Origin of the sequence: Streptomyces sp. NPDC058812, assembly GCF_042744565.1 — a bacterium.
Lineage (GTDB): Bacteria > Actinomycetota > Actinomycetes > Streptomycetales > Streptomycetaceae > Streptomyces > Streptomyces thinghirensis.
In genome coordinates, this window is record NZ_JBHYOB010000001.1 from 252,695 (window position 1) to 276,394 (window position 23,700).

A 23,700-nucleotide genomic window follows, 5' to 3' on the forward strand; every position below is an offset into this window, starting at 1 on the left:
CCTAGGAGGCCGGCCACCGGGCGGCCCCGCACGGTCCGCGCTCTCGGGAGGATCTGCCATGACCGCCAGTACCGCCAGTCTGGAGCAGCTGCGCCGCTGCCACTTCGCCGTCGATCTGGGTGCGGCGCGGACCCGCGTGTACGTCAAGGGTGCCGGGCTCGTCGTCGACCAGCCGTCCGCCGCCGCGGTCAACACCCGCACGGGTGCGCTCATCGCGGTCGGTGATTTCGCGGAGAAGATGACCGGCCGCACCCCCGCCTACATCCGCGTCGTCCGGCCGGTGTCCGGCGGTACGGTCGTCGACATCGAGATGGCCCAGCGCATGCTGCGGCACCTGCTCGGCGACAAGATCCGTCGCGCTCTGCGCCGCAAGCCCCGGCTGCGCGCCGCCGCCTGCACCCCGCACGACGCCGATCCGCTGGCCCAGCGGGCGGCGATCGAGACGCTGGTCGGGCTCGGCGCGCGCCGCGTGGAACTCGTCGACACGCTGATCGCCGCGGCGGTCGGCTGCGGACTGCCCGTGGAGCAGCCCGAGGCGACCATGATCATGGTGTGCGGGGCGCACGCCACCCAGGTCGCGGTGCTCTCCCTCGGCTCGATCGTGACCGCCGAACGCATCCCGGTCGGCGGCGAGGCCGTGGACCACGCGATCGTGCAGCTCCTGCGCCACCAGCACGAACTGGTGCTGCCCAGCCAGTCCGTACGCCCGCTGCAACTCGCCCTGTCCGGCAACGGCCTCACCCCGCAGGGACCGACGACCACCGAGATCCACGGACGGGACGTGGCGACGGGGCTCGCGCGCAGTGTGCGGGTCGACACCGCCACCGTGCGCAACGCCATCCAGACGCCGCTGACGGCCGTGCTCGACGGGATCGGCAAGGTGCTGCGGGACTGCCCGCCGGACCTGGTCGCGGACCTCGCCGACCGCGGGATCATGATGGTCGGCGGGAGCGCGCTGCTGCCCGGCTTCGACCAGATGCTGCGTCACGCCACGGGCATGCCGGTGCACATCGCGGAGCGGCCCGACGTGTGCGCGGTCCAGGGCCTCGGCACCATGCTGGAGGGCCGGGTCGAGCCGCTGGCCCTGAACCCGGCCTCGTCCGACTGATCCACCGGCGAGCGGACCGGGGGAGCCCGGAAGCCGGGAAGCCGGGAAGCCCGGAAGCCCGGAAGCCCGGAAGCCCGGAAGCCCGGAAGCCCGGAAGCCCGGAAGCCCGGAAGCCCGGAAGCCCGGGAGCCCGGGAGCCCGGAAGCCGGGAAGCCCGGAAGCCGCGGAGACCGAAGAACCCGAGGAAGCCGGACGGAATGACCGCCCAGCCCGCGCCCCGACTGACCCGCCTCCTCGAAGCCGTCCTGGGCGTCGGCACCGACCTCGATCTCCGCAGCACCCTGCGGCACATCGTGGACGGCGCCGCCGAACTGACCGGTGCCGTCTCGGCGGCCCTGACCACCGCCGACCCCGGCCGGGACGGCCTCGCCGAGATCCGCACCCCGGGCCGGGACGGCGTACCGGAGTCGGCGCCCCGGCTGCGGGTGCCGATCCACGTGCGCGACGGTGAGCGCGACGAGGAGTTCGGCGAGCTGTGTCTCGTCCGGCGGCCCGGCGGCGGCCCGTTCACCGCCGCCGACGAGCAACTGCTGCGGGTCCTCGCCGCGCAGGCCGGCATCGCGATCGGCAACGCCCGGCTGTACGAGACGGCCCGGCAGCGCGAACGCTGGCTCGAGGGCGCGGCGGCCGTCACCACGGCGCTGCTCACCGAGGACAGCGCCGACGACGCGCTGACGACGGTCGCCGAACGGGCCCGGCTCCTCGCCGGCGCCAGTGCGGGCGTGATCCTGCAGCCGACCGCCGAGGGCGGCATGGAGATCGTGACCGCCTCGACGCCCGACGACCCGGACGGCATCGTCGGCGCGGCCATCGCGCCGGGCAGCCCCGTCCTGGAGCACCTCCTGAGCGGCGAACCGGTGTTCGTCGCGGACTCGGCGACCGATCCGCGCATGACGACGCACGTCCGGCACCGGTTCGGGCCGAGCATGATGCTGCCCCTGGAGGCGAGCGGCCGGCTGATCGGCACCCTCGCCCTCCCCCGCCGCCGCGGCGACCGCCCGTACACGGCCGTCGAACGGCTGCTCGCCACGCAGTTCGCCTCGCAGGCCGCGCTCGCCCTCGTCCTCGCCGACGCCCGACGCGGCCGGGAGCGCCTCGCGGTCTACGAGGACCGCGACCGCATCGCCCGGGACCTGCACGATCTGGTGGTGCAGCGGCTCTTCGCCACCGGTCTGATGCTGGAGTCCACGCAGCGCCGCCCCGGCGCCGAAGACGTCCGCGACATCCTCGGCCGGGCGGTGGACGAACTGCGGTCCACGGTCCAGGAGGTCCGTACGACGATCTTCGCGCTGCAGCAGCCCCCGGCCGACCCGCCGGCCGGACTGCGCGGCCGGGTGCTGCGCGAGACGGCGTCCGCCGCCGCCCTGCTCGGCTTCCCGCCGTCCACGCGCTTCACGGGCGCCGTCGACACCCGCGTACCGGACCGGGTCGCGGACCGCCTGCTCACCGCCCTGCGCGACGCCCTGACCGACGCGGCCGGACGGCCGGGCGTCTCCCGTGTCGAGGTCGCCGTCGACGCGACCGCCGCTTCGCCGGGCGGCGGGGACGGAGTAAGGCTGACGGTCAGCGACGACGGGGAGACCGGCGGGGGCGACGGCGGGGGGACGACGGTCACCTGGCGGTCGCCGGTGTGAGCGTGCGGGAGAGGGAACCGGGCCGGAGTCGGCGGGCAGCACCTTTACCCATCCATGGACCGGTCATTCCCCGCGCCCGGGTGTAGTCCGCCGTCCGGCGGGCAGGTGCACCGACAGCGCCGCCGGACCGCTGCGGACGGGGAACCGGTTTCCCGGTCGGTCCGACGGCGACGGGGGCTGTGTGACGTTGGCGAACGTCTGTCAGGGAAGAAGCGAGGACGGACAAGGCGGTGACATGACCCCAGCGGCACCACCACGTCTGGCGGGGAGCCCGGCCGCCCTGGTCATCGACGGCCAGGTGGACGCCGGCCGGGCACTGCTGGTCCCGCGCGGAGAACTCGTCCACGGGTGCGCGGACATCCTGGCCGAGGCCCTGGCCGCGCTGCCGGCCGATGTCGACCGCGTCGACCTGGACATGGGCGACGTGGTGTTCATGGACACGGCCGGGCTGCAGTTCCTGGACCTGCTGGGCGGCTACAGCCACCGGCAGGCGGTGCCGGTGACGGCGACGAACTGGCACGGCCAGCCGCTGCGGATCCTGGAGCTGGCCGGCCTGGACACCACCGACCCGCTGCGAGCCACCGCCCACCGTCCGGAGCCGGAACCGGAACCGGAACCGGAACCCGGGCCCTCCACCGCCCCCACGGGCCCCGCCGAGCGGCTGCACGTCCTCCAGGAGGAGGTGGACCAGCTGCGCCAGGCGATCGCCTCCCGCCCGGTCATCGACCAGGCGCGGGGCGTGCTCATGGCGTTGCACGCCTGCACGTCGGAAGAGGCGTGGCACATCCTGCGGGAGGCCTCCCAGCTCTCCAACACCAAGCTGCGCACGGTCGCCGCGGCGGTCACCGCCAGCGCGGAGAGCGACGGCCCGCCCCCGCCGACCGAGGTGCGCACGGCCCTGCGGACGGCACTGGGCCGACTCGGACGCTGAGTGGTGCCGCCGGCCACGGACGGGTACCCGGCCCAGGAGCCCGCCCGGCAGGAGGAGGCACCACGATGAGCGAACAGACCCCGTCCCAGGCGGAAGGCGAACGCGACGACGAGCGGACCGACGCCCCCGACCCGCCGCACACCACTCCCTCCCAGGCGGAGGGGGAGCGCGACGACGACGAAGCGGACCCGGTGGACGGCGCGGAGCGCCGGTGACCCGCAGACGCCTCGGCCGGAAGGCGGTGACCGCCCTAACGGCGCTTCGGCGGCTCAGGGCACGTCCGCCCGCGCGGCGGTCCGTGCGGCTCTCCCGCGCGAAGGGGTGGGGTGGTGCTGCTCCCGCCAGTCCCGCGGCGAGATGCCGTAGGCCTGCTTGAACGCCTTGCTGAAGTGGGTCGCGTCCACGAAACCCCAGGTACGGCCGATACCCGCGATGGTCCGCACCCGGCCGCTCGGGCCGGCCAGCTCCCGCCTGCACTCGGCCAGGCGATGCGTGCGGATCCAGTCTCCGAGGCTGATGCCCGACCGTGACAGCACGGTGTAGAGATGGCGGACCGAGATGCCGTGCGCGGCGGCGATGCGCGGGGCCGACAGGGCCGGGTCAGCCAGGTGCTCACGGATGTACTGGGTGATGCGCAGGCTCAGCGGCACCTCCGACACCGCCGCCCGGCCGGGGTCGGCACCGCCGAACTGGGAGGTCACGACGGCCCGGAGAAGTTCCACACTGGGTCCGATGATCGCTTCGGCGTACGCCCCGCCGCGCAACTCCTCGCTGACGGCCAGGTGGGAGAAGTACGTGAAGGCGAGGCGCGCGGTGGGATTGCCCGGGCCGAGGGTGATGGCCGCGACATCGCGCAGCACCCGCTCCGGGAGCGCGAGCGCCTCGCGCGGGATGCGCAGGGAGAGGTAGTCGAAGGCCTTCTCGAAGCGCAGCGTGTACGGAGCGGTCGATTCGAAGACCACGAGGCTCCCCGGCCCGACCAGGCACTGGCGATCGTACTGTCCCACCAGGTTGGTCCCCGCCACCTGAAGACCGAGGAACACCGACGGCTCGGCGTCCTCCCGGGCCAGCCGCTCGGTACGGCGCAAGGACACCGGGGTCCCCTGGGCGGAGCAGACCTTCATGGGCCCTACGGTGCCGAGTCCCATACGGGCCCCGATGGCCTCCTGGGGGGCGTGGTGATCGATGTCGACCCGGGAGAAGGACTTCCACAGGGCGTGCCGGATCGTGTCCTCACGTTCCCGCGGTGCCACAACCGAAGTGTCGAGCGTCGCACCCTGGCCGGCTCCGGGCCTCGCCCGCCCCCGGGCTGACGCGACGACGCGGTGATCTGTTCCCCCCACAAGCCACCCCTCCCTCACGGATATCAGGATGCGGCTTGCGACACCCGCCGCACAAGGCACGGACCGTGACCGGTGGCCGACCGCACAACTGACAAAGATCCGTGCGCGCACAACAAAGTCCGGCCTCCTCGGCACCCTCTAGTCTCCTGAAACGAAGCGGAGCCATTCAAGAGGAGGCACCGGGTGCGGGGGAAGAATAGCGTTCTGCTTTCGGTCGCTCTCGCCCTGTGCCTGACCGCGGGCTGCGAAACCGAGAGCGGAAGGCCGACGGACATGGAGCGGCCGCACCAGGAAAAGGCTGCCGCCGAGCCGGGTTCTCCCGTCAGGAATCTGACCGCCGCGGAGGAAGTCGAAATCGACCGCGCGGAGGAGGAACTCGTCCGACGGTGCATGCAGCGCCAAGGCTTCCGCTATTGGCCGGGCCCGATGGCGGGCGTCGCGGAACGCAAAGCCGGCGGGTACGTCGTGGACGACGTCGATTGGGCCCGCCGGTACGGCTACGGCCGGTCGTTCGACATCGCGGCCGAGAAGGCACGCCGCAGCCACCCCAACATCACCTACGCCAACGCGCTCCCCGAGAAGGAACGCATCCGATACTCCCGGGCGCTCGACGGGGACTTCGATGACACCCTCGCCGTCGAACTGCCGACCGGCGGCTCGGTCCGCACCCCGCGCACAGGCTGCTACGCGGAAGCGAGGGGGCAGCTCTACGGCGACTATCCGACCTGGTTCCGCGCCAGGAAGACCGTGACGTCGCTGACGCCCCTGTACGTTCCGCGGATCCTTCGGGACGAGCGCCTGGTCACCGCCGTGACGGCGTGGTCGCACTGCATGAAGGATGCGGGCAGACCCTTCGAAAGCCCCGACGAGATCCGCCGGCAGCGGGCCGGCCTGGTCAAGGGGATGAGCGAGGCACAAGCCCGGAAAGCCGAAACCGCGCTGGCCGTGACCGAGGCCGAATGCGCCCGGAAGACATCCCTCGGAAAGATCGCGCGTGCGCTTGAGAAGGAGTATCTCGAACGAACCCTGCGCGACTACTCGAAAGAATTCACCACTTACCAGCGGATGAGGGTGTCCGCCCTCGCACGGGCCGGAAAGCTCTGAGCCCGACACATGTCCCGCCCCAGATTTCCGTGGCGTGCCGGCCACGGAATGTACCGATCGACCGACAGCCAAGGAGTCTCATCCGTGAGGAAACTGCCCGCCGCCCTGACCGTCATGGCCATGGCCGCTCTGGGAACCGCCCTCCCCATCTCCACCGCGCACGCAGCCGCGACCTGCTCCGACAACTATTCGGGCGCGGACTCCGGCTACATGTACGCCTACAACTACGCCTTCTGCGACGGATACCTCGGCAAGGCCGCGGGCAACGACTCCAACTGGGGTGACAGCGGCGGGAGCTTCCAGGGCGGAGACACCAACAAGGCGACGTCCATTCTCAACAAGGGCAACAACTACGAAGTCCAGTTCTTCAACGGAACCGGAACGCAGTGGAGCGGCGGCCACATCTGCCTGTCCCGCAACGAGGGCTACGCCTCCGACCTCACCAACGACTACTTCACCAGCGGCTACCGGGTCAGCAACGCCATCAGTTCGCACCGCTGGGTGAGCGCCGGCACCTGCAGCAAGTGGGCTGTCTGACCTCGGCGACGACACCCACCCCGTGGGGGGACGCCACCGGTCCGGTGGCGTCCCCGCACGCGTCTACCTGAACGTTCCTGCGCCAAGAGGCTGGAGTGGGGCGGGTGGGACTCGAACCCACGGCCGGCGGATTATGAGTCCGCTGCTCTAACCGGCTGAGCTACCGCCCCATAGCGGCGTGTCGCGTACAAGTGTGCGCGCCGTCTGCCGCAGCATAGCCGCTCATACGATCTCCTGCCTCGGATGGTCGGCTACCGCGACGCCTTCATGACCTTGAGGACTCCGCAGCGTGCCGCGCGGTTCCCGGACATGAAAAAGGACCCCCTGCGGGGTCCTCGTTCACCGTGCTCCCCCGACTGGACTCGAACCAGTAACCTGCCGGTTAACAGCCGGCTGCTCTGCCAATTGAGCTACGGAGGACCGAGCTCCTCGGACTGGACTCGAACCAGTAACCTGCCGGTTAACAGCCGGCTGCTCTGCCAATTGAGCTACCGAGGATTGACTCGTTGCATCGAACGCGTCCTCCTGGGTATCCGCCAGGGGGCGCGCGCTCGCTGCGACACATACATTAGCGCAAGCAGGGGGGTGCTCCGCCAATCGGTACTCCCCGGCACCGGGGACCTAGGGCAAGGGAAGGGTGGCCGCCATGCGATACCGGCTCACGTTCGTCGTCGGACTCGCGGTGGGATACGTGCTGGGCACGAAGGCCGGTCGGGAGCGGTACGAGCAGTTGCGGAAGTCCGCCCGTCAGGTCGCGCAGAACCCCGCCGTACGCAACACCGCCGAGTCGGCGGCCCAGCAGGGCAGGCACTTCGCCGACAAGGCGTACACCGCGGTGAGCGACAAGGTCGGGGACCGGATGCCCGACTCGGTGGCCCAGCGGGTCCGCTCCCTGCGCGAACGCAACACGAACGGCAGCGGCGCGGACGACTGGGGCACCAGCAACACCTGAGACGGGTGCCTCCGCCGGGTCCCGTGCCCCCACCGGGTACGGACACCGCTCGCGGTGCGGCAGAATTTCGGGCATGGGGATAGTCGCCGGGTTGGACAGTTCGCCCGATTTCACTCGTATCGTCGTCTGCGATTCGGACACGGGTGCCGTGCTGCGGCAGGGCTACGCGCCGCATCCGGTGGAGAGCCCCGAAGGCGGGGGCCGTCCCGCGGACGTCGATCCGCAGGCCTGGCTGCTGTCCCTCGGGGAGGCCGCCGGCGGCGGCCTGCTGGAGGGCGTGCAGGCCATCGGCGTGTCCGCGCAGGCGAACTCGGTCGTGCCGCTGGACTCGCAGGGCAACACCGTGCGCCCGGCGATGGTGGGCGGCGACAAGCGCTCCCAGGTGGCCGCGGCCGACCTGATCGACGCGCTCGGCGGACGTGAGGCCTGGGCGCATGCCGTGGGCTCGGTGCCGCAGGCCGCGCAGCCGGTGACCAAGCTGCGCTGGCTGGCCCGGACCGAACCCGAGGCCGCCGCACGGACCGCCGTGCTGCTCCAGGCCCACGACTGGCTGGTGTGGCAGTTGCTCGGACGGCCGGCCCGGAGGACCACCGACCGGGGCGGGGCGTCCGGGACCGGTTACTGGTCGGCGGCGAGCAGCGGCTACCGGCCCGATCTGGTCGAGATGGCGCTCGGGCACCAGGTGATGCTGCCGGAGGTGATCGGCCCGGCCGACGCGGCCGGAACGACGCCGGAGGGCCTGCTGATCTCCGCCGGGACCGGCGAGACGCAGGCCGCCGCCTTCGGGCTGGGGATCGGGCTGGGCGACGCGGTGGTGTCGCTGGGCGCTTCCGGGTCCGTCATGGCCGTGCACACCGAGCCGCTCGTCGACCAGTCCGGCATGATCACCGCCCTGGCGGACGCCACCGGCATGCACCTGCCGGTCGTCACCACCCTGAACGCCGTACGGACCCTGCGGGGCGCCGCCGAGCTGCTCGGCGTGCCGGACCTGGAGAGCCTGTCCGAGCTGGCGATGAAGTCGACGCCGGGCTCGCACGGGCTGGTGCTGCTGCCCTACCTGGAGGGCGAGCGCACCCCGAACCTGCCGCACACCGCCGGTACGCTCGCCGGCCTGCGGCGCGAGTCGATGAAGCCGGAGCATCTGGCTCGGGCCGCGTTCGAGGGCATGCTGTGCGGCCTCGCCGACGCCCTCGACGTGCTGCGCGGCCGGGGCGTGGACGTGCGGCGGGTCTTCCTGCTGGGCGCGGCGGCCGAGCTGCCTGCCGTGCAGGCGGCGGCGCCCGCGCTGTTCGGCACGCAGGTCGTCGTGCCGCAGCCGGCGGACTACGCGGCGATCGGCTCCGCCCGGCAGGCGGCCTGGGCGCTGGGCGTGTCCCAGGGCACGCTGGACCCGCGCACTCCCCCCGTCTGGCAGGGCGCGGTCGCGCAGGTGCTGGAGCCGGGCGAGGAGCTGGCGGTGGGGCAGGCGGTGCGCCAGCAGTTCGTGTCGGTGCGGGAGCAGACGCATCCGGGCGCGCTGCGCACGTGACGAGCGGGCCCCGTACCGCCCGTAAGGCCGGAAGTAGCGCGCTGTTGGGTTAATCGGTTGAGGTAACGCGGGTGGAGTGTTCGACGATAGGGGCCAGGGGCAACCAACCGCCCCTGTCGCCGACTCCGAGAGACCCAGCGTGCTCATACGACTCCTGCGGACCTATCTCAGGCCCTATCACAAACCCATCGCCCTGCTGGTGGCGCTGCAGTTCCTGCAGACCTGCGCCTCCCTCTACCTGCCGACCCTGAACGCGGACATCATCGACAACGGTGTCGTGAAGGGGGACTCCGGCTACATCCTGAGCTACGGCGCCCTGATGATCGGCATCTCGCTGGCCCAGGTCGTGTGCAACATCGGTGCCGTCTACTACGGCGCGCGGACCGCGGCCGCGGTCGGCCGGGACGTGCGGGGCGCGGTCTTCGACCGGGTGCAGTCCTTCTCGGCGCGCGAGGTCGGCGACTTCGGGGCTCCCTCGCTGATCACCCGGACGACGAACGACGTGCAGCAGGTGCAGATGCTGGCCCTGATGACGTTCACGCTGATGGTGTCGGCGCCCATCATGTGCGTCGGCGGCATCGTGATGGCGCTCGGTTTGGACGTGCCGCTGTCCGGGGTGCTCGTCGCGGTGGTGCCGGTGCTGGCGATCTGCGTGACCCTGATCGTGCGGCGGCTGCGGCCGCTGTTCCGGGCCATGCAGGAGCGGCTGGACACGGTGAACCGGGTGCTGCGCGAGCAGATCACCGGCAACCGGGTCATCCGCGCCTTCGTGCGGGACGAGTACGAGCAGCAGCGCTTCCGGAAGGCCAACGCGGATCTGACCGAGGTGGCGCTGGGCTCCGGCAACCTGCTCGCGCTGATGTTCCCCGTGGTCATGACGGTGGTGAACGTGTCGTCGGTCGCGGTGGTGTGGTTCGGCGCCCACCGGATCGCGAGCGGCGAGATGCAGATCGGCGATCTGACCGCGTTCCTCGCCTACCTCATGCAGATCGTCATGTCCGTGATGATGGCCACCTTCATGTTCATGATGGTGCCGCGCGCGGAGGTGTGCGCCGAGCGCGTCCAGGAGGTCCTGGGGACCGAGAGCAGTGTGGTGCCGCCGGTGGCGCCGGTCACCGAGCTGCGCCGGCACGGGCATCTGGAGGTCCGGGGTGCCGGCTTCCGCTACCCCGGTGCCGAGGAGCCGGTGCTCCGGCACATCGACCTGGTGGCACGGCCGGGCGAGACGACCGCCGTCATCGGCTCCACCGGCAGCGGCAAGTCCACGCTGCTCGGGCTGGTCCCCCGGCTGTTCGACGCCACGGACGGCGAGGTGCTGGTCGACGGGGTGGACGTGCGGACCGTCGATCCGAAGGTACTGGCCAGGGTCGTGGGGCTGGTGCCGCAGAAGCCGTACCTCTTCGCGGGCACGGTCGCCACCAACCTGCGCTACGGCAATCCGGAGGCCACGGACGAGGAGTTGTGGCACGCGCTGGGGGTCGCGCAGGCCAGGGAGTTCGTGGAGCGGCTGGAGGGCGGGCTCGACGCACCGGTCTCGCAGGGCGGCACGAACGTGTCGGGTGGCCAGCGGCAGCGTCTCGCCATCGCCCGGACGCTGGTCCAGCGCCCGGAGATCTACCTCTTCGACGACTCCTTCTCCGCCCTCGACTACGCCACCGACGCCGCGCTCCGTGCGGAGCTGGGCCGGGAGACCGCCGAGGCGACCGTGGTGATCGTGGCGCAGCGGGTGGCGACCATCCGGGACGCGGACCGGATCATCGTGCTGGACGAGGGGCGGGTGGTCGGCGTGGGCCGGCACCAGGAGCTGATGGCGGACAACGAGACCTACCGGGAGATCGTGCTCTCCCAGCTGACGGAAGCGGAGGCCGCCTGATGGCCGGGCCCGCGGGGCGCATGATGGCCGGGGGCGGCCCCGACCAGCGTTCGATGGACTTCAAGGGGTCGGGCAAGCGGCTCGTCGCCCGGTTCCGGCCGGAGCGGGTGGTCCTCTGCACGCTGCTGGCGTGCCTGGTCGTCAGCGTCGGCCTCAGCGTGATCGGGCCGAAGATCCTCGGCAGGGCCACCGACCTGGTCTTCGCGGGCATCGTCGGGCGGGGCATGCCGTCCGGGGCCACGAAGGAACAGGTCCTGGACTCCATGCGCGAGCGCGGCGACGGCAATGTCGCCGACATGCTCCGCAGCACGGACTTCACTCCGGGCCAGGGCATCGACTTCGGTGCCGTGGGTGAGGTGCTGCTGCTCGCGCTGGCGGTGTTCGCCGTCGCCGGGTTGCTGATGGCGGTGGCCACGCGGCTGGTGAACCGCGCGGTCAACCGGACCATGTTCCGGATGCGGGAGGACGTGCAGACGAAGCTGTCGCGGCTGCCGCTGTCGTACTTCGACAAGCGGCAGCGCGGCGAGGTGCTGAGCCGGGCGACGAACGACATCGACAACATCCAGCAGACGCTGCAGCAGTCCATGGGCCAGCTGATCAACTCGCTGCTGACCATCATCGGCGTGCTGGCGATGATGTTCTACGTCTCCTGGATCCTGGCGCTGGTCGCGCTGGTGACCGTGCCGCTGTCGTACGTGGTGGCCACGCGCGTGGGCAAGCGGTCGCAGCCGCAGTTCGTGCAGCAGTGGCGCTCGACGGGACGGCTGAACGCGCACATCGAGGAGATGTACACCGGACACGCCCTCGTGAAGGTGTTCGGGCGCCAGGAGGAGTCGGCGAAGCAGTTCGCCGAGGAGAACGACGCGCTGTACGAGGCCGGGTTCAAGGCGCAGTTCAACAGCGGGATCATGCAGCCGCTGATGATGTTCGTGTCCAACCTGAACTACGTGCTCGTCGCGGTGGTGGGCGGCCTGCGGGTCGCCTCGGGCTCGCTCTCCATCGGTGACGTGCAGGCCTTCATCCAGTACTCCCGGCAGTTCTCGATGCCGCTGACGCAGGTCGCGTCGATGGCGAACCTGGTGCAGTCGGGTGTCGCGTCGGCGGAGCGGATCTTCGAGCTGCTGGACGCCGAGGAGCAGTCGGCGGACCCGATCCCGGGCGCCCGGTCCGAGGACCTGCGCGGGCAGGTGGAGCTGGAGCACGTGTCGTTCCGCTACGACCCGGAGAAGCCGCTGATCGAGGATCTGTCGCTGAAGGTGGAGCCGGGCCACACGGTCGCCATCGTCGGGCCGACGGGTGCCGGGAAGACCACCCTCGTCAATCTGCTGATGCGGTTCTACGAGGTCTCCGGCGGGCGGATCACCCTGGACGGCGTGGACATCGCGAAGATGTCCAGGGACGAGCTGCGGGCCGGCATCGGCATGGTGCTCCAGGACACCTGGCTGTTCGGCGGCACCATCGCGGAGAACATCGCGTACGGGGCGTCGCGGAAGGTCACCCGCGGGGAGATCGAGGAGGCCGCGCGGGCCGCGCACGCCGACCGGTTCGTGCGGACGCTGCCCGACGGCTACGACACCGTGATCGACGACGAGGGCACGGGGGTGAGCGCCGGTGAGAAGCAGCTCATCACCATCGCGCGGGCGTTCCTGTCCGACCCGGTGATCCTGGTCCTCGACGAGGCCACGTCGTCCGTGGACACCCGTACCGAGGTGCTCATCCAGAAGGCGATGGCCAAGCTGGCGCACGGGCGGACGTCGTTCGTGATCGCGCACCGGCTGTCGACGATCCGGGACGCTGACACGATCCTCGTGATGGAGAACGGGTCCATCGTCGAGCAGGGCGCGCACGCGGAGCTGCTCGCGGCGGACGGGGCGTACGCGCGCTTGTACAAGGCGCAGTTCGCGCAGGCGGTGGCGGAGGTGGAGTAGGGGGTCTCAGTCCAGGTAGCCCCTCAGCTGGTCCGCGAACGCGTGGTCGCGGAGCTTGTTGAGGGTCTTGGACTCGATCTGGCGGATCCGCTCGCGGGTCACGCCGAAGATGCGGCCGATCTCCTCCAGCGTGCGGGGGCGGCCGTCGTCCAGGCCGTAGCGGAGCTGGACGACCTTGCGCTCGCGTTCGCCGAGGGTGGAGAGCACCGCCTCCAGGTGCTCGCGCAGCAGCAGGAACGCGGCCGACTCGACGGGGCTGGTGGCGTCGCCGTCCTCTATCAGGTCGCCGAGGGCGACGTCGTCCTCCTCGCCGACGGGGGCGTGCAGGGAGACCGGCTCCTGGGCGAGGCGCAGCACCTCCCCGACCCGCTCGGGGGCCAGGTCCAGGTGGGCGGCGACCTCCTGCGCGGTCGGCTCGTAGCCGCGTTCCTGGAGCATGCGCCGCTGGACGCGGACGACCCGGTTGATCAGCTCCACGACGTGGACGGGGACGCGGATGGTGCGCGCCTGGTCGGCCAGCGCGCGGGACATGGCCTGGCGGATCCACCAGGTGGCGTAGGTGGAGAACTTGTAGCCGCGTGCGTAGTCGAACTTCTCCACGGCCCGGATCAGCCCCAGGTTCCCCTCCTGGACCAGGTCCAGCATGGTCAGCCCGCGCCCGACGTACCGCTTCGCCACCGACACCACGAGCCGCAGGTTCGCCTCGATCAGGCGGCGCTTGGCCAGACGGCCCATGACGACGAGCCGGTCGAGGTCCAGGGCGAGCCGGCTGTCCAGGTCGACGGCGAGCCGCAGCTTCTCCTCGGCGAACAGCCCGGCCTCCACGCGCCGGGCGAGGTCGACCTCCTCGGCCGCGGTGAGCAGCGGGATCCGGCCGATCTCCCGCAGGTACTGCCGGAACAGGTCGGAGGAGGGCCCGCCGGTCTCCGTGCGGGTGGGCGGCGGCGGTTCGGCCGGCTCGGGGGCGTCGGCGGGGGCGGCGGGGCCGGCGGGGTGCTCGGCCGCTTCGAGGGCGTCGTCCGCCGCGGGCGGCTCCTCCGGCCGGTTCTCGGGGTGGTGCACGGCGCGGTGCCGCGGGGGCATCGCGACGAGGACGCCGCTCTCCGCGTCCGGCTCCGCGCCGTCGGTACTGGTGTCGGTCTGGGTGAGGGTCTGGGTCTGCACGGGGGCGACCTCCAGGATGGACGCGGCCGACGGGGGCCGGCGGCGGTACTTCGGGGGCGGAGCCGGCTCGTTCGCCGCTGTCCGCCCCGTACGCGTGAACGGGACCGCGGGAATCAGCGACCCGCCGGGACGGATCGGCCGCGCTCCGAGGACTCAGGCACCGCCCCCAGTGTGGGGTACGACACATCGCCGCCACGAGGGGCGTGCGGTGACTTTTTGCGTCCGGGCGTGACCGCGCGGTTACCCGCGGTCGGTCCTAGGGCCTGTCTGACAATTCGCGTCGTCGCCCGAAGGGCGGCCTCGCGGCGTCAGGTGCGTGCTCTGGGGGTCCCCCCGGCCGGAGGCTGGGGGAGTGCCGGGCGTAGAGCCTCGTACTGGATGTACTTGGCTCTGCGCCCGGTGCGGCGAGAGTGCGTGCATGGCGTCGCGAGGCAGGCGGGAATTGTCAGACAGGCCCTAGAGGGCGGCGGCGCCCTGTACGCGCAGGGTCTGGTCGTACTGCTGGAGGACCCACAGCTCGTTCTGCACGGCGGCCAGTTCGGCGGGGTCACCGTGGCCGGTGAGGCGGGTGAGGCGGCCCGTGATGTCGCGGATGCGGCGCTCGACGGCCCGGCGGCGGACGGTGACCAGCTGGGCACCCGCGTAGACCTCGTCGACGTCCTTCACGCCGCGGTGCAGCATGATCGCCTCGACCGCGAGTTCGGTGACCATGGCGCGGACGGCGTCGTCGGGGGCGGCCTCGCGGACGCGGACCAGGTAGTCCTGCGGGTCGTGGACGCCGAACTCGGCGCCGCCCGCCTCCATGATCGCCTCGCGTACGGCGGCGTAGGGCGGGGCGGTGAACTCGTCGACGCCGTACGCGTCGAAGGCCGGGGAGACCAGCTCCGGGCGCTGGAGGGCGAGCTTGAGCAGCTCGCGTTCGGTGGCGAAGACGGGGTTGCGGAGGTTGAGCGCCGGGCCGCCGCGGGGGCCCGGGCCGGCGGGGCCGGCGTACTGCTGCGGGGCGCCGCCGCTGCCGCGCTGCTGCCGGTCGGGGGCGGGGCCCTTGCCGCCGCGGTCGCGGGCCCAGCGGGCCAGCTGGGCGATCCGCTTGACCACGAACTGCGTGTCGAGGATGCCGAGCATGCCGGCTAGCTGCACGGCGACCTCGTGCTGGGCGCCGCTGTTCTTGATGCGGGCGACGACCGGGGCGGCCTCGTCCAGGGCCGACGCGCGGCCGGCCGGGGTGTCCAGGTCGTAACGGCTCACGATCTGGCGGAGCGCGAACTCGAAGAGCGGGGTGCGCGGCTCGACCAGGTCGGCGACCGCGTCGTCGCCCTTGGCCAGACGCAGGTCGCAGGGGTCCATGCCGTCGGGGGCGATGGCGATGTACGTCTCGGCGGCGAACTTCTGGTCGTCCTCGAAGGCGCGCAGGGCCGCCTTCTGGCCGGCCGCGTCGCCGTCGAAGGTGAAGATCACGCGGGCGGAGCCGTTGTCCATCAGGAGGCGGCGGAGGATCTTGATGTGGTCACCGCCGAAAGCCGTGCCGCAGGTCGCGATGGCGGTGGTGACACCGGCGAGGTGGCAGGCCATGACGTCCGTGTAGCCCTCGACGACCACGGCGCGGGACGCCTTCGCGATGTCCTTCTTCGCCAGGTCGATGCCGTACAGGACCTGGGACTTCCGGTAGATCGCGGTGTCCGGGGTGTTCAGGTACTTCGGGCCGTTGTCCGCCTCGTAGAGCTTGCGGGCGCCGAAGCCGACGACGTCGCCGCCGATGTCGCGGATGGGCCACATCAGGCGGCCGCGGAAGCGGTCGATGGGGCCGCGGCGGCCCTCCTGGGAGAGGCCGGAGAGGACCAGCTCCTTGTCGCTGAAGCCCTTGCCGCGCAGGAAGCGGGTGAGGTGGTCCCAGCCCTGGGGGCTGTAGCCGACGGAGAAGTGCTGGGCGGCGGCCTGGTCGAAGCCGCGGTCCGCGAGGAAGGCGCGGCCCGTGTCGGCCTCGGGGCTGGTTGCCAGCTGCTCCGCGTACCACTGGGCCGCGATCTTGTGGGCCTCGACCAGGCGGATGCGTTCGCCGCGCTGGTGGGTGGGGTTGTACCCGCCCTCCTCGTAGCGCAGGGTGATGCCGGCCTGGCCGGCCAGGCGCTCGACCGCCTCCGAGAAGGTGAGGTGGTCGATCTTCATCACGAACGTGATGGTGTCGCCGCCCTCCTGGCAGCCGAAGCAGTGGAAGAACCCCTTGCTCGGGCTGACCTGGAAGGACGGGGACTTCTCGTCGTGGAAGGGGCAGAGTCCCTTCAGGTTGCCGCCGCCCGCGTTCCTCAGCTGGAGGTACTCGGACACCACGGCGTCGATCGGGACCGCGTCCCGTACCGCCTTCACGTCCTCGTCGTTGATCCGTCCAGCCACGCCTGAAGTCTACGGGGCGGCACCGACATGCTCGGGCCCGGCGGAACCGGGGCCGGCGGGGGGCTGACGGCTATGCGACGAGGCTTTCGAGCGATACGTGCGGGTTCGCGAGCGCCTCCGTGTCCACCCGGGTCTTCGAGCGGATCAGCTGCTGGATCGGCTCCGTGACGTCCCACACGTTCACGTTCATCCCGGCCAGCACGACGCCCTCCTTCACCCAGAAGGCGATGAACTCGCGCTTCGCCGCGTCCCCGCGGATCACCACCTGGTCGTACGACCCCGCGGGCGCCCAGCCGGAGTACTCCATGCCCAGGTCGTACTGGTCGGTGAAGAAGTAGGGCACGCGGTCGTGGGCGAGGCCCCTGCCGAGCATCGCGCGGGCGGCCGCCGGGCCGCCGTTGAGGGCGTTGGCCCAGTGCTCCACGCGCAGGCGGGTGTCGAAGAGGGCGTGGTGGAAGGAGGCGACGTCCCCGGCCGCGTGGATGTCGGGGTCGGAGGTGCGCAGGTCCGCGTCGACGACGATGCCGCCGCCGTGGGCGCGGTCGGCGATCTCCAGGCCCGCGGCCTGGGCCAGCGCGGTGCGCGGGGCGGCGCCGATCGCGGCGAGCACGTCGTGCGCGGGGTGCTCCTCGCCGTCGTCGGTGCGGGCGGCGAGGACCATGCCGTCCTGGCCGATGATCTCGGTCAGCTTCACGCCGAATCGGAAGCGGACGCCGTGCGCCTCGTGCAGCTCGGCGAAGACGGCGCCCAGCTCGGGGCCGAGGACACCGTGCAGCGGGGTCGGTCCCGGCTCGACGACGGTGACCTCCGCCCCGTACTCGCGGGCCGCCGCCGCGACCTCCAGGCCGATCCAGCCGGCGCCGGCGATCACGAGGTGGCCGTTGTCCCGGCCGAGGGAGGCGAGGACGCCCTTGAGGCGCTCGGCGTGGGCGAGGCGGCGCAGGTGGTGGACGCCGGCGAGGCCGGTGCCGGGGACGTCGAGGCGGCGCGGTTCGGCGCCGGTCGCGATGAGCAGCTTGTCGTACTTGACGTGGGTGCCGTCGTCGCCGTAGTGGACGGTCTTGGCGGCGCGGTCGATCGCGACGACGGTCTGGCCGAGGTGCAGCTCGATGTCGTGCTGCGCGTACCAGGCGGGCTCGTGCACGAAGACGCTGTCGCGCTCCTCCTTGCCGAGGAGGTAGCCCTTGGACAGCGGCGGGCGCTCGTAGGGGTGGTCGCGCTCGTCGCAGACGAGGATCACCCGGCCGGTGAAACCCTCCGTGCGGAGTGTCTCGGCCGCCTTCGCGCCCGCCAGGCCGCCTCCGACGATGACGAATGTCTGATCCGCGTCGACCACTTGTTTGCCTCCTCGTCAGGGTGCCGCCACATGCGAGCGTCCCGCACGTGGCGTGGTGCGGGAAGAGGGAGTGACCCGATCAGGCCAGGAGGCCCGTACCACGGGGGCCTGAGTGCCTGTCGGGTCACACCTGTCCCGTCAGTCTCATGGATGCCCCGTCAGGCGGGCGTGAAGCGAGCGGGCCGAGGCATCGGTGAGGGAGGCGATCTGGTCGACGATCACCCGTTTGCGGGCGCGGTCGTCGGCGGCCCGGTCGAACAGGGCGCGGAACTGGGGGTCGAGGCCGTCGGGGGCGCGGGCGGTGAGCGCCTCGGCCAGTTCGGCGACGACGACGCGCTGGTCGGCGCGGAGCCGCTCCTGCTCGGTGCGCTGCATGACGTAGCGGACGGCGACCGCCTTGAGGACGGCGCACTCCGTGCGGGTCTCCCGGGGGACCACCAGTTCCGCCGTGTACCGGGTGAGCCGGCCGCCGCCGTACGCGGCCCGGGTGGCGGCCTCCGCGGCGAGGCAGAAGCGGCCGATGAGCTGGCTGGCGGCGTCCTTGAGCCTGGCCTGGGCGACGGCCGAGCCGTCGTAGCCGTGCGGCCACCAGTCCTGGGCGAGGAGGCGGTCGAGGGCGGCGGCGAGTTCGGCGTGGTCGGTGCCGGCCGGGACGTAGCGGCCGACGGCGACCTCGAAGACCGCCTCGCGCTCGGGGTCGGCGAGCAGGCAGTTCGGGTCGATGTGACCGGCGTGCAGGCCGTCCTCGACGTCGTGCACGGAGTACGCCACGTCGTCGGCCCAGTCCATGACCTGGGCCTCGAAGCAGGTGCGGGCGCCGGGGGCGTCCTTGCGGAGCCACTCGAAGACGGGCCGGTCGTCGTCGTACACGCCGAACTTGGGCGAGGCGGGGTCGGTGGGGTGGGCGCCTCGGGGCCAGGGGTACTTGGTGGCGGCGTCGAGGGTGGCGCGGGTGAGGTTGAGGCCGACGGAGCCGTCCTCGGTGAAGCGCTTGGGCTCGATGCGGGTGAGGAGACGGAGGGACTGGGCGTTGCCCTCGAAGCCGCCGCAGTCCTCGGCGAAGGCGTTCAGTGCCTCTTCGCCGTTGTGACCGAAGGGCGGGTGGCCCAGGTCGTGGGAGAGGCAGGCGGCCTCGACGAGGTCCGGGTCGCAGCCGAGGGCGGCGCCGAGTTCGCGGCCGACCTGGGCGCATTCCAGGGAGTGCGTGAGGCGGGTGCGGGGGCTGGCGTCCCAGACGGGGTTGCGCTCCCCCGGCGCGACGACCTGCGTCTTGCCGGCGAGGCGGCGCAGGGCCGAGGAGTGCAGGATGCGGGCGCGGTCGCGTTGGAAGGCGGTGCGGCCGGGGCGTTTGTCCGGTTCCGGGGCGTAGCGGGCGACTGACGTCGGGTCGTAGGGGGGTGCGGTGCCTGTGCCTTCCATGCCATGAACATTAAGCGGAAGGTGTGACAGTTGGGTCGCCTATGCGTGTGCCGGGTTCTGTTGTCGGGCGAGTACGGCGTACGGCGTGGCTGGTCGCGCCCACGCGGCGGAGCCGCAGGTCGATGCGTCCCGCGCCCCTTCAGGTGCGTTGGTCTCGCCGTTGGTCACCCATGCCTGGTCGTAGCGGTGCAGGAGCAGGCGGGCCATCGCCGGGTGGGTGCCCAGTGGGGCCGACGCGATCCATGGTGCCTGCGCCGCGCACTCCGTCGCGAAGCGGCCCGGGGCCGTGAAGTATGAGGCGATGGCGACGTTGCGGTAGCCCCGGGCCTCCAGCGCGCGTACCGCCTCCGGGACCGTGGGAGCCGCTGCCGAGGCGTACGCCGGGAGGACCGGGACGCCGAGGCGGGCGGACAGGAGGGTGGCCGTGCGGGCCGTGTCGGTCCTGGAGTCCGGGTCGCGGGAGCCCGCGGAGGCGAGGACGACCGCGTGGTCCGGCCCCGCGTGGACGGGCCAGCCGCCCTCCAGGAGGCGGTCGTGGAGGGCGTCCAGGAGGAGCGGGTGCGGACCGAGGGGGGCGGACACGCGGGTGTGGGCCGGGGACGCCGCGGCCATCTCGGGGATGTCCCGTTTGACGTGGTAGCCGCGGCTGAGCAGGAGCGGGACCAGGACGGCTTCCCCGTCACCGAGGGCGGCGAGCGTGTCGGGGAGCAGGGGCTCGTTCAGCTCGATGTGCCCGAGGTGCACCGGCAGGCCGGGGCGCAGGGCGCGGACCCGGCCGAGGAGGGCGCGTACGGTGCTCAGCGCGCGCGGGTCGCGGCTGCCGTGGGCGACGACGACCAGGGCGGGGGTGCCGCCGGGTGCCGCCGTGCTCGTCATCCTGATCCTGCCCATCAGTGTCATGCATCGAGGGTGGCTGCCGGACGTTGCCTCCCCGTTGCGCGGAGGTCACAGGGATTTTCCGGCGGTTCACACGGCGCCGGGCACCGCGTGTGAGCGGCCGGCGAACCGGACGGCGCGCCCGGACGTCCCTGGGGTCAGGAGACGATCGGGGAGGGGACCGACACCGATGCGCCGCTGGAGACCTCGCAGACCGCGCCTGCCGCACACCCGCAAGGGGCGGCGGCGGCTGGTCCAGGCGGTGATGGCCGGGTGCGTGCTGGGGCTGCTGCCGGCGACGTGGCTGCACCTGGTGACCGGCGACCGGCTGCGCACCACGGCCGACGTGCCCCGCACCGAGGTCGCCGTCGTCTTCGGCGCCGGGCTGTGGGAGGGCGAGCCGTCGCCGTACCTCGCGCACCGCCTGGACGCGGCGGCCGAGCTGTACCGCGCGGGCCGGGTCGAGGTGGTCCTCGTCACCGGTGACAACAGCCGCGAGGAGTACGACGAGCCGGACGCCATGCGCGCGTACCTGGTCCGGCACGGGGTGCCCGACGGGCGGATCGTCAGCGACCACGCCGGTTTCGACACCTGGGACTCCTGCGTCCGCGCGAAGAAGGTCTTCGGCGTGGACCGGGCGGTCCTGATCAGTCAGGGCTTCCACATCCGGCGCGCGGTGGCGCTGTGCCAGGAGGCGGGGGTGGCCTCGTACGGCGTCGGGGTCGACGACGTGCACGACGTGACCTGGTACTACGGGGGCGGGCGGGAGATCCTCGCGGCGGGGAAGGCGGCGCTGGACGCGGTCTTCGAGCCGGATCCCACGTTCCTCGGGCCGCGGGAGCCGGGGGTGGCGCGAGCCCTGGACCTGGCCGGTGGGCGGTGACGCGCCCCTCACCGCGGCCGGAGGGCTCCGGGGAGGTCACCGTCCCGGCGGCGTAACAAACCGCCGCCCGGTCGCGTAACACGGGCGTCGCACGCTGGACGGCATGCAGAACACCGGCATGCAGATCACCGCCACGCCCACGCACTGCCCGTACTGCGCCCTGCAGTGCGGGATGAATCTGACGCCCGCCGCCGACGGGACCGTCGAGGTGACCGAGCGCGCGGACTTCCCGGTGAACCGGGGCGCGCTGTGCGGCAAGGGGCGTACGGCGCCGGCGGTGCTGTCGTCCCGGGTGCGGCTGACCTCCCCCCTGGTGCGGTCCGGCGACGGGGCGCTGGTGCCGGCCTCGTGGGAGGAGGCGCTGGGCCGGATCGCCGGGAACCTGGCCCGCACGCGGGCGGAGCACGGCGCGGACGCGCTCGGGGTGTTCGGCGGGGGCGGGCTGACCAACGAGAAGGCGTACACGCTGGGCAAGTTCGCCCGGGTGGTGCTGGGCACCTCGCAGATCGACTACAACGGGCGGTTCTGCATGTCGTCGGCGGCGGCGGCCGGCGTGCGGGCGTTCGGCCTCGACCGGGGACTGCCGTTCCCGCTGGAGGACGTCCCGAGGACCGGGTGCGTGATCCTCGTCGGGTCGAACCCGGCGGAGACGATGCCGCCGTCCCTGCGGTACTTCACCGAGCTGCGCGAGAACGGCGGCACGCTGATCGTCGTCGACCCGCGCCGCACGAAGACCGCCGAGCAGGCCGACCTGCACCTGGCGCCGAGGCCGGGCACCGACCTGGCCCTCGCGCTGGGCATGCTGCACCTGGTCGTCGCCGAGGGGCGGATCGACGAGGGCTACGTCGAGGAGCGCACGGCCGGCTGGGAGGACGCGCGGGCGGCGGCGATGGGGCACTGGCCGGAGTACGTGGAGCGGATCACGGGGGTCTCCGTTCCCGAACTGCGGGAGGCGGTGCGGCTGTTCTGTGCGCCGGAGGCGGCGATGGTGCTCACCGCGCGCGGGCCCGAGCAGCAGGCCAAGGGGACGGACACGGTGGGCGCCTGGATCAACCTGTGCCTGGCGACCGGGCGGGCCGGACGCCCCCTGTCGGGGTACGGCTGTCTGACCGGGCAGGGCAACGGGCAGGGCGGGCGGGAACACGGGCAGAAGGCCGACCAGTTGCCCGGCTACCGCAAACTGACCGACCCGGCGGCGCGGCGGCACGTCGCCGAGGTGTGGGGGGTGGAACCGGACTCGCTGCCGGGGCCGGGGCGCAGCGCCTACGAGCTGCTGGACGCTCTGGGCACGGACATCAGGTCGCTGCTGCTGATGGGCTCCAACCCGGTGGTGTCGGCGCCCCGCGCGGCCCATGTCGAGGAGCGGCTGCGGTCGCTGGACTTCCTGGCCGTGTGCGACGTGGTGCTCTCCGAGACGGCGGCGCTGGCGGACGTGGTGCTGCCGGTGACGCAGTGGGCGGAGGAGACGGGGACCACGACCAGTCTGGAGGGACGGGTGCTGCTGCGGCGGCGCGCGATCAGTCCGCCGGACGGGGTCCGCAGCGACCTGGAGGTCCTGCACGAACTGGCCGGCCGGCTCGGCGTGGAGAAGGGCTTCCCGACCGAGCCCGAGGAGGTCTTCGAGGAGCTGCGCCGGGCGAGCGCGGGCGGTCCCGCGGACTACTCCGGCATCGACTACCGGCGGCTGGCGGAGGAGAACGGGGTGTTCTGGCCGTGCCCGGCGCCGGAGGAGACGGACGGGACCACCGAGGCCGCCGGCCGGCATCCGGGCACCCCTCGTCTCTTCCTCGACCGCTTCGCCACCGACGACGGGCGGGCCAGGTTCGTGCCCGTCTCGCACCGTCCGAGCGCCGAGGAGCCGGACGACGAGTACCCGGTGCTGCTGACCACCGGCCGGGTCGTGGCGCAGTACCAGTCGGGCGCGCAGACCCGGCGGGTGGACGAGCTGAACGCCGCCGCGCCCGGCCCCTTCGTGGAGTTGCACCCTCGGCTGGCGGCGCGGCTGGGCGCGGCCGAGGGTGATCCGGTGGCCGTCGTGTCGCGGCGCGGGCGGGCGGTGGCACCGGCCCGCATCACCACCGGCATCCGCCCCGACACCGTGTTCATGCCCTTCCACTGGCCGGGCGAGGGGCGTGCCAACACCCTGACCAACCCGGCCCTCGACCCGACTTCGCGGATGCCGGAGTTCAAGGTGTGCGCGGTTCGGGTGGAAGCGGTGACGGAGGCCGCGTCGCCGGCGGGCACGCCGTAACGGTCAGCGCACGGGCCAGGTGCCGCCCTCGATCGGCGTACCCCGGGCCCGCAGCCGTGCGGCGACGGCCGGGGCGGCGACGTACACCCAGGCGCGGACGGGCGCCCCGCCGGTGTCCCGTACGACCGTTCTGGCCACGCGGTCGTACAGGTTGCGCGGGTCGCCCGGCACGTACTCCTCCAGCCGGTCCAGGGCGGTGAGCAGGTCGTCGTACGCCTCCGGCCGGGCGGTGACGAGTTCCCCGGCGACCACCGCCCCGGGTCTGACCGGCTCCTCCACGGCGTACGGGTAGCCGGGGCCGGCGTAGAGCACGGCGCCGTGCAGGCGGGCCGGTTCCTCCGCGCGGGAGCGTCCGCGCAGGAAGCGGTCGTGGTTGGGGCCGCCGGGGCGGAGCGTGCCGTAGACGAAGAACGGGAGTCGCGCGGTTTCCACAGGGGGTCAT

Annotated in this window: 18 protein-coding genes, 3 tRNA genes and 1 pseudogene; 12 read left to right on the forward strand and 10 right to left on the reverse strand. The window is 72.5% G+C overall.

Annotated elements, in window-relative coordinates; genetic code table 11:
- Positions 1–58: 58 nt before the first annotated feature.
- The 4 genes from ACFW48_RS01200 (at position 59) to ACFW48_RS01215 (ending at position 3,888) form a co-directional block, all read left to right on the forward strand.
- Positions 59–1,108, forward strand: coding sequence for a rod shape-determining protein (locus ACFW48_RS01200; RefSeq protein WP_386309254.1), 1,050 nt, complete (start codon positions 59–61; stop codon positions 1,106–1,108).
- 197 nt (positions 1,109–1,305) lie between these two features.
- Positions 1,306–2,742, forward strand: a complete 1,437-nt coding sequence (locus ACFW48_RS01205; RefSeq protein ID WP_386309256.1) for a GAF domain-containing sensor histidine kinase — start codon at positions 1,306–1,308, stop codon at positions 2,740–2,742.
- Positions 2,743–2,977: 235 nt separating this feature from the next.
- The gene (locus ACFW48_RS01210) at positions 2,978–3,673 is read left to right on the forward strand and encodes an ANTAR domain-containing protein (RefSeq protein ID WP_386309257.1); all 696 of its coding nucleotides are present in this window, start codon (positions 2,978–2,980) and stop codon (positions 3,671–3,673) included.
- Between the two features lie 65 nt (positions 3,674–3,738).
- Positions 3,739–3,888 carry a hypothetical protein gene (locus ACFW48_RS01215; RefSeq protein ID WP_386309259.1) on the forward strand — a complete coding sequence of 50 codons (150 nt, stop codon included), beginning with the start codon at positions 3,739–3,741 and terminating at the stop codon, positions 3,886–3,888.
- Between the two features lie 54 nt (positions 3,889–3,942).
- On the opposite strand, the gene ACFW48_RS01220 is transcribed toward ACFW48_RS01215, so the two are convergent.
- Positions 3,943–5,016 carry a helix-turn-helix domain-containing protein gene (locus ACFW48_RS01220; RefSeq protein WP_386309261.1) on the reverse strand — a complete coding sequence of 358 codons (1,074 nt, stop codon included), beginning with the start codon at positions 5,014–5,016 and terminating at the stop codon, positions 3,943–3,945.
- Positions 5,017–5,289: 273 nt separating this feature from the next.
- On the opposite strand from ACFW48_RS01220, the gene ACFW48_RS01225 reads away from it, so the two are divergent.
- Positions 5,290–6,120 (forward strand): hypothetical protein, encoded by an 831-nt coding sequence (locus tag ACFW48_RS01225; protein ID WP_386309263.1) that lies wholly within the window; start codon positions 5,290–5,292, stop codon positions 6,118–6,120.
- Positions 6,121–6,204: 84 nt separating this feature from the next.
- Entirely contained in the window at positions 6,205–6,657 is a 453-nt protein-coding gene (locus tag ACFW48_RS01230; protein WP_386309264.1) for a hypothetical protein, read from the forward strand.
- A 96-nt stretch (positions 6,658–6,753) separates the two neighbouring features.
- Here the strand turns inward: ACFW48_RS01230 and ACFW48_RS01235 are convergent.
- The 3 genes from ACFW48_RS01235 to ACFW48_RS01245 form a co-directional block, all read right to left on the reverse strand.
- Positions 6,754–6,827 (reverse strand) — tRNA-Ile (locus ACFW48_RS01235).
- Positions 6,828–7,004: 177 nt separating this feature from the next.
- Positions 7,005–7,077 (reverse strand) — tRNA-Asn (locus ACFW48_RS01240).
- A gap of 5 nt (positions 7,078–7,082) precedes the next feature.
- Positions 7,083–7,155 (reverse strand) — tRNA-Asn (locus ACFW48_RS01245).
- Positions 7,156–7,303: 148 nt separating this feature from the next.
- Between ACFW48_RS01245 and ACFW48_RS01250 the strand changes: the two genes are divergently transcribed.
- From ACFW48_RS01250 to ACFW48_RS01265, 4 genes are all read left to right on the forward strand, one after another.
- Entirely contained in the window at positions 7,304–7,609 is a 306-nt protein-coding gene (locus tag ACFW48_RS01250; protein WP_121746894.1) for a YtxH domain-containing protein, read from the forward strand.
- A gap of 73 nt (positions 7,610–7,682) precedes the next feature.
- Positions 7,683–9,137, forward strand: a complete 1,455-nt coding sequence (locus ACFW48_RS01255) for an FGGY-family carbohydrate kinase (RefSeq protein WP_386309265.1) — start codon at positions 7,683–7,685, stop codon at positions 9,135–9,137.
- Positions 9,138–9,276: 139 nt separating this feature from the next.
- On the forward strand, positions 9,277–11,010 hold the full coding sequence (locus tag ACFW48_RS01260; protein WP_386309266.1) for an ABC transporter ATP-binding protein: 1,734 nt from the start codon (positions 9,277–9,279) through the stop codon (positions 11,008–11,010).
- Positions 11,010–12,938, forward strand: coding sequence for an ABC transporter ATP-binding protein (locus ACFW48_RS01265; protein ID WP_386309267.1), 1,929 nt, complete (start codon positions 11,010–11,012; stop codon positions 12,936–12,938). Before ACFW48_RS01260 ends, ACFW48_RS01265 begins: the two co-directional genes overlap by 1 nt.
- 6 nt (positions 12,939–12,944) lie before the next feature.
- On the opposite strand, the pseudogene ACFW48_RS01270 reads toward ACFW48_RS01265, so the two are convergent.
- The 5 genes and pseudogenes from ACFW48_RS01270 to ACFW48_RS01290 all read right to left on the reverse strand — a co-directional run bounded on the left by ACFW48_RS01270 (position 12,945) and on the right by ACFW48_RS01290 (position 20,148).
- Positions 12,945–14,263: pseudogene (locus ACFW48_RS01270) on the reverse strand (RNA polymerase sigma factor).
- 295 nt (positions 14,264–14,558) lie between these two features.
- Positions 14,559–16,493, reverse strand: a complete 1,935-nt coding sequence (gene dnaG / locus ACFW48_RS01275; protein ID WP_386309269.1) for a DNA primase — start codon at positions 16,491–16,493, stop codon at positions 14,559–14,561.
- A gap of 70 nt (positions 16,494–16,563) precedes the next feature.
- Positions 16,564–17,829 carry an NAD(P)/FAD-dependent oxidoreductase gene (locus ACFW48_RS01280; RefSeq protein ID WP_386309271.1) on the reverse strand — a complete coding sequence of 422 codons (1,266 nt, stop codon included), beginning with the start codon at positions 17,827–17,829 and terminating at the stop codon, positions 16,564–16,566.
- Between the two features lie 144 nt (positions 17,830–17,973).
- Entirely contained in the window at positions 17,974–19,248 is a 1,275-nt protein-coding gene (locus tag ACFW48_RS01285; RefSeq protein ID WP_386309272.1) for a deoxyguanosinetriphosphate triphosphohydrolase, read from the reverse strand.
- 39 nt (positions 19,249–19,287) lie between these two features.
- Positions 19,288–20,148: a sirohydrochlorin chelatase gene (locus tag ACFW48_RS01290; RefSeq protein WP_386309274.1), complete on the reverse strand. Its 861-nt coding sequence runs from the start codon at positions 20,146–20,148 to the stop codon at positions 19,288–19,290.
- Between the two features lie 166 nt (positions 20,149–20,314).
- Here ACFW48_RS01290 and ACFW48_RS01295 point away from each other — a divergent pair, with 166 nt between their 5' ends.
- Positions 20,315–21,007 carry a vancomycin high temperature exclusion protein gene (locus ACFW48_RS01295; protein WP_386309275.1) on the forward strand — a complete coding sequence of 231 codons (693 nt, stop codon included), beginning with the start codon at positions 20,315–20,317 and terminating at the stop codon, positions 21,005–21,007.
- Positions 21,008–21,125: 118 nt separating this feature from the next.
- Entirely contained in the window at positions 21,126–23,258 is a 2,133-nt protein-coding gene (locus ACFW48_RS01300) for a molybdopterin oxidoreductase family protein (protein WP_386310226.1), read from the forward strand.
- A 3-nt stretch (positions 23,259–23,261) separates the two neighbouring features.
- On the opposite strand, the gene ACFW48_RS01305 is transcribed toward ACFW48_RS01300, so the two are convergent.
- Positions 23,262–23,690: a gamma-glutamylcyclotransferase family protein gene (locus ACFW48_RS01305; RefSeq protein ID WP_386309276.1), complete on the reverse strand. Its 429-nt coding sequence runs from the start codon at positions 23,688–23,690 to the stop codon at positions 23,262–23,264.
- Positions 23,691–23,700: the final 10 nt, after the last annotated feature.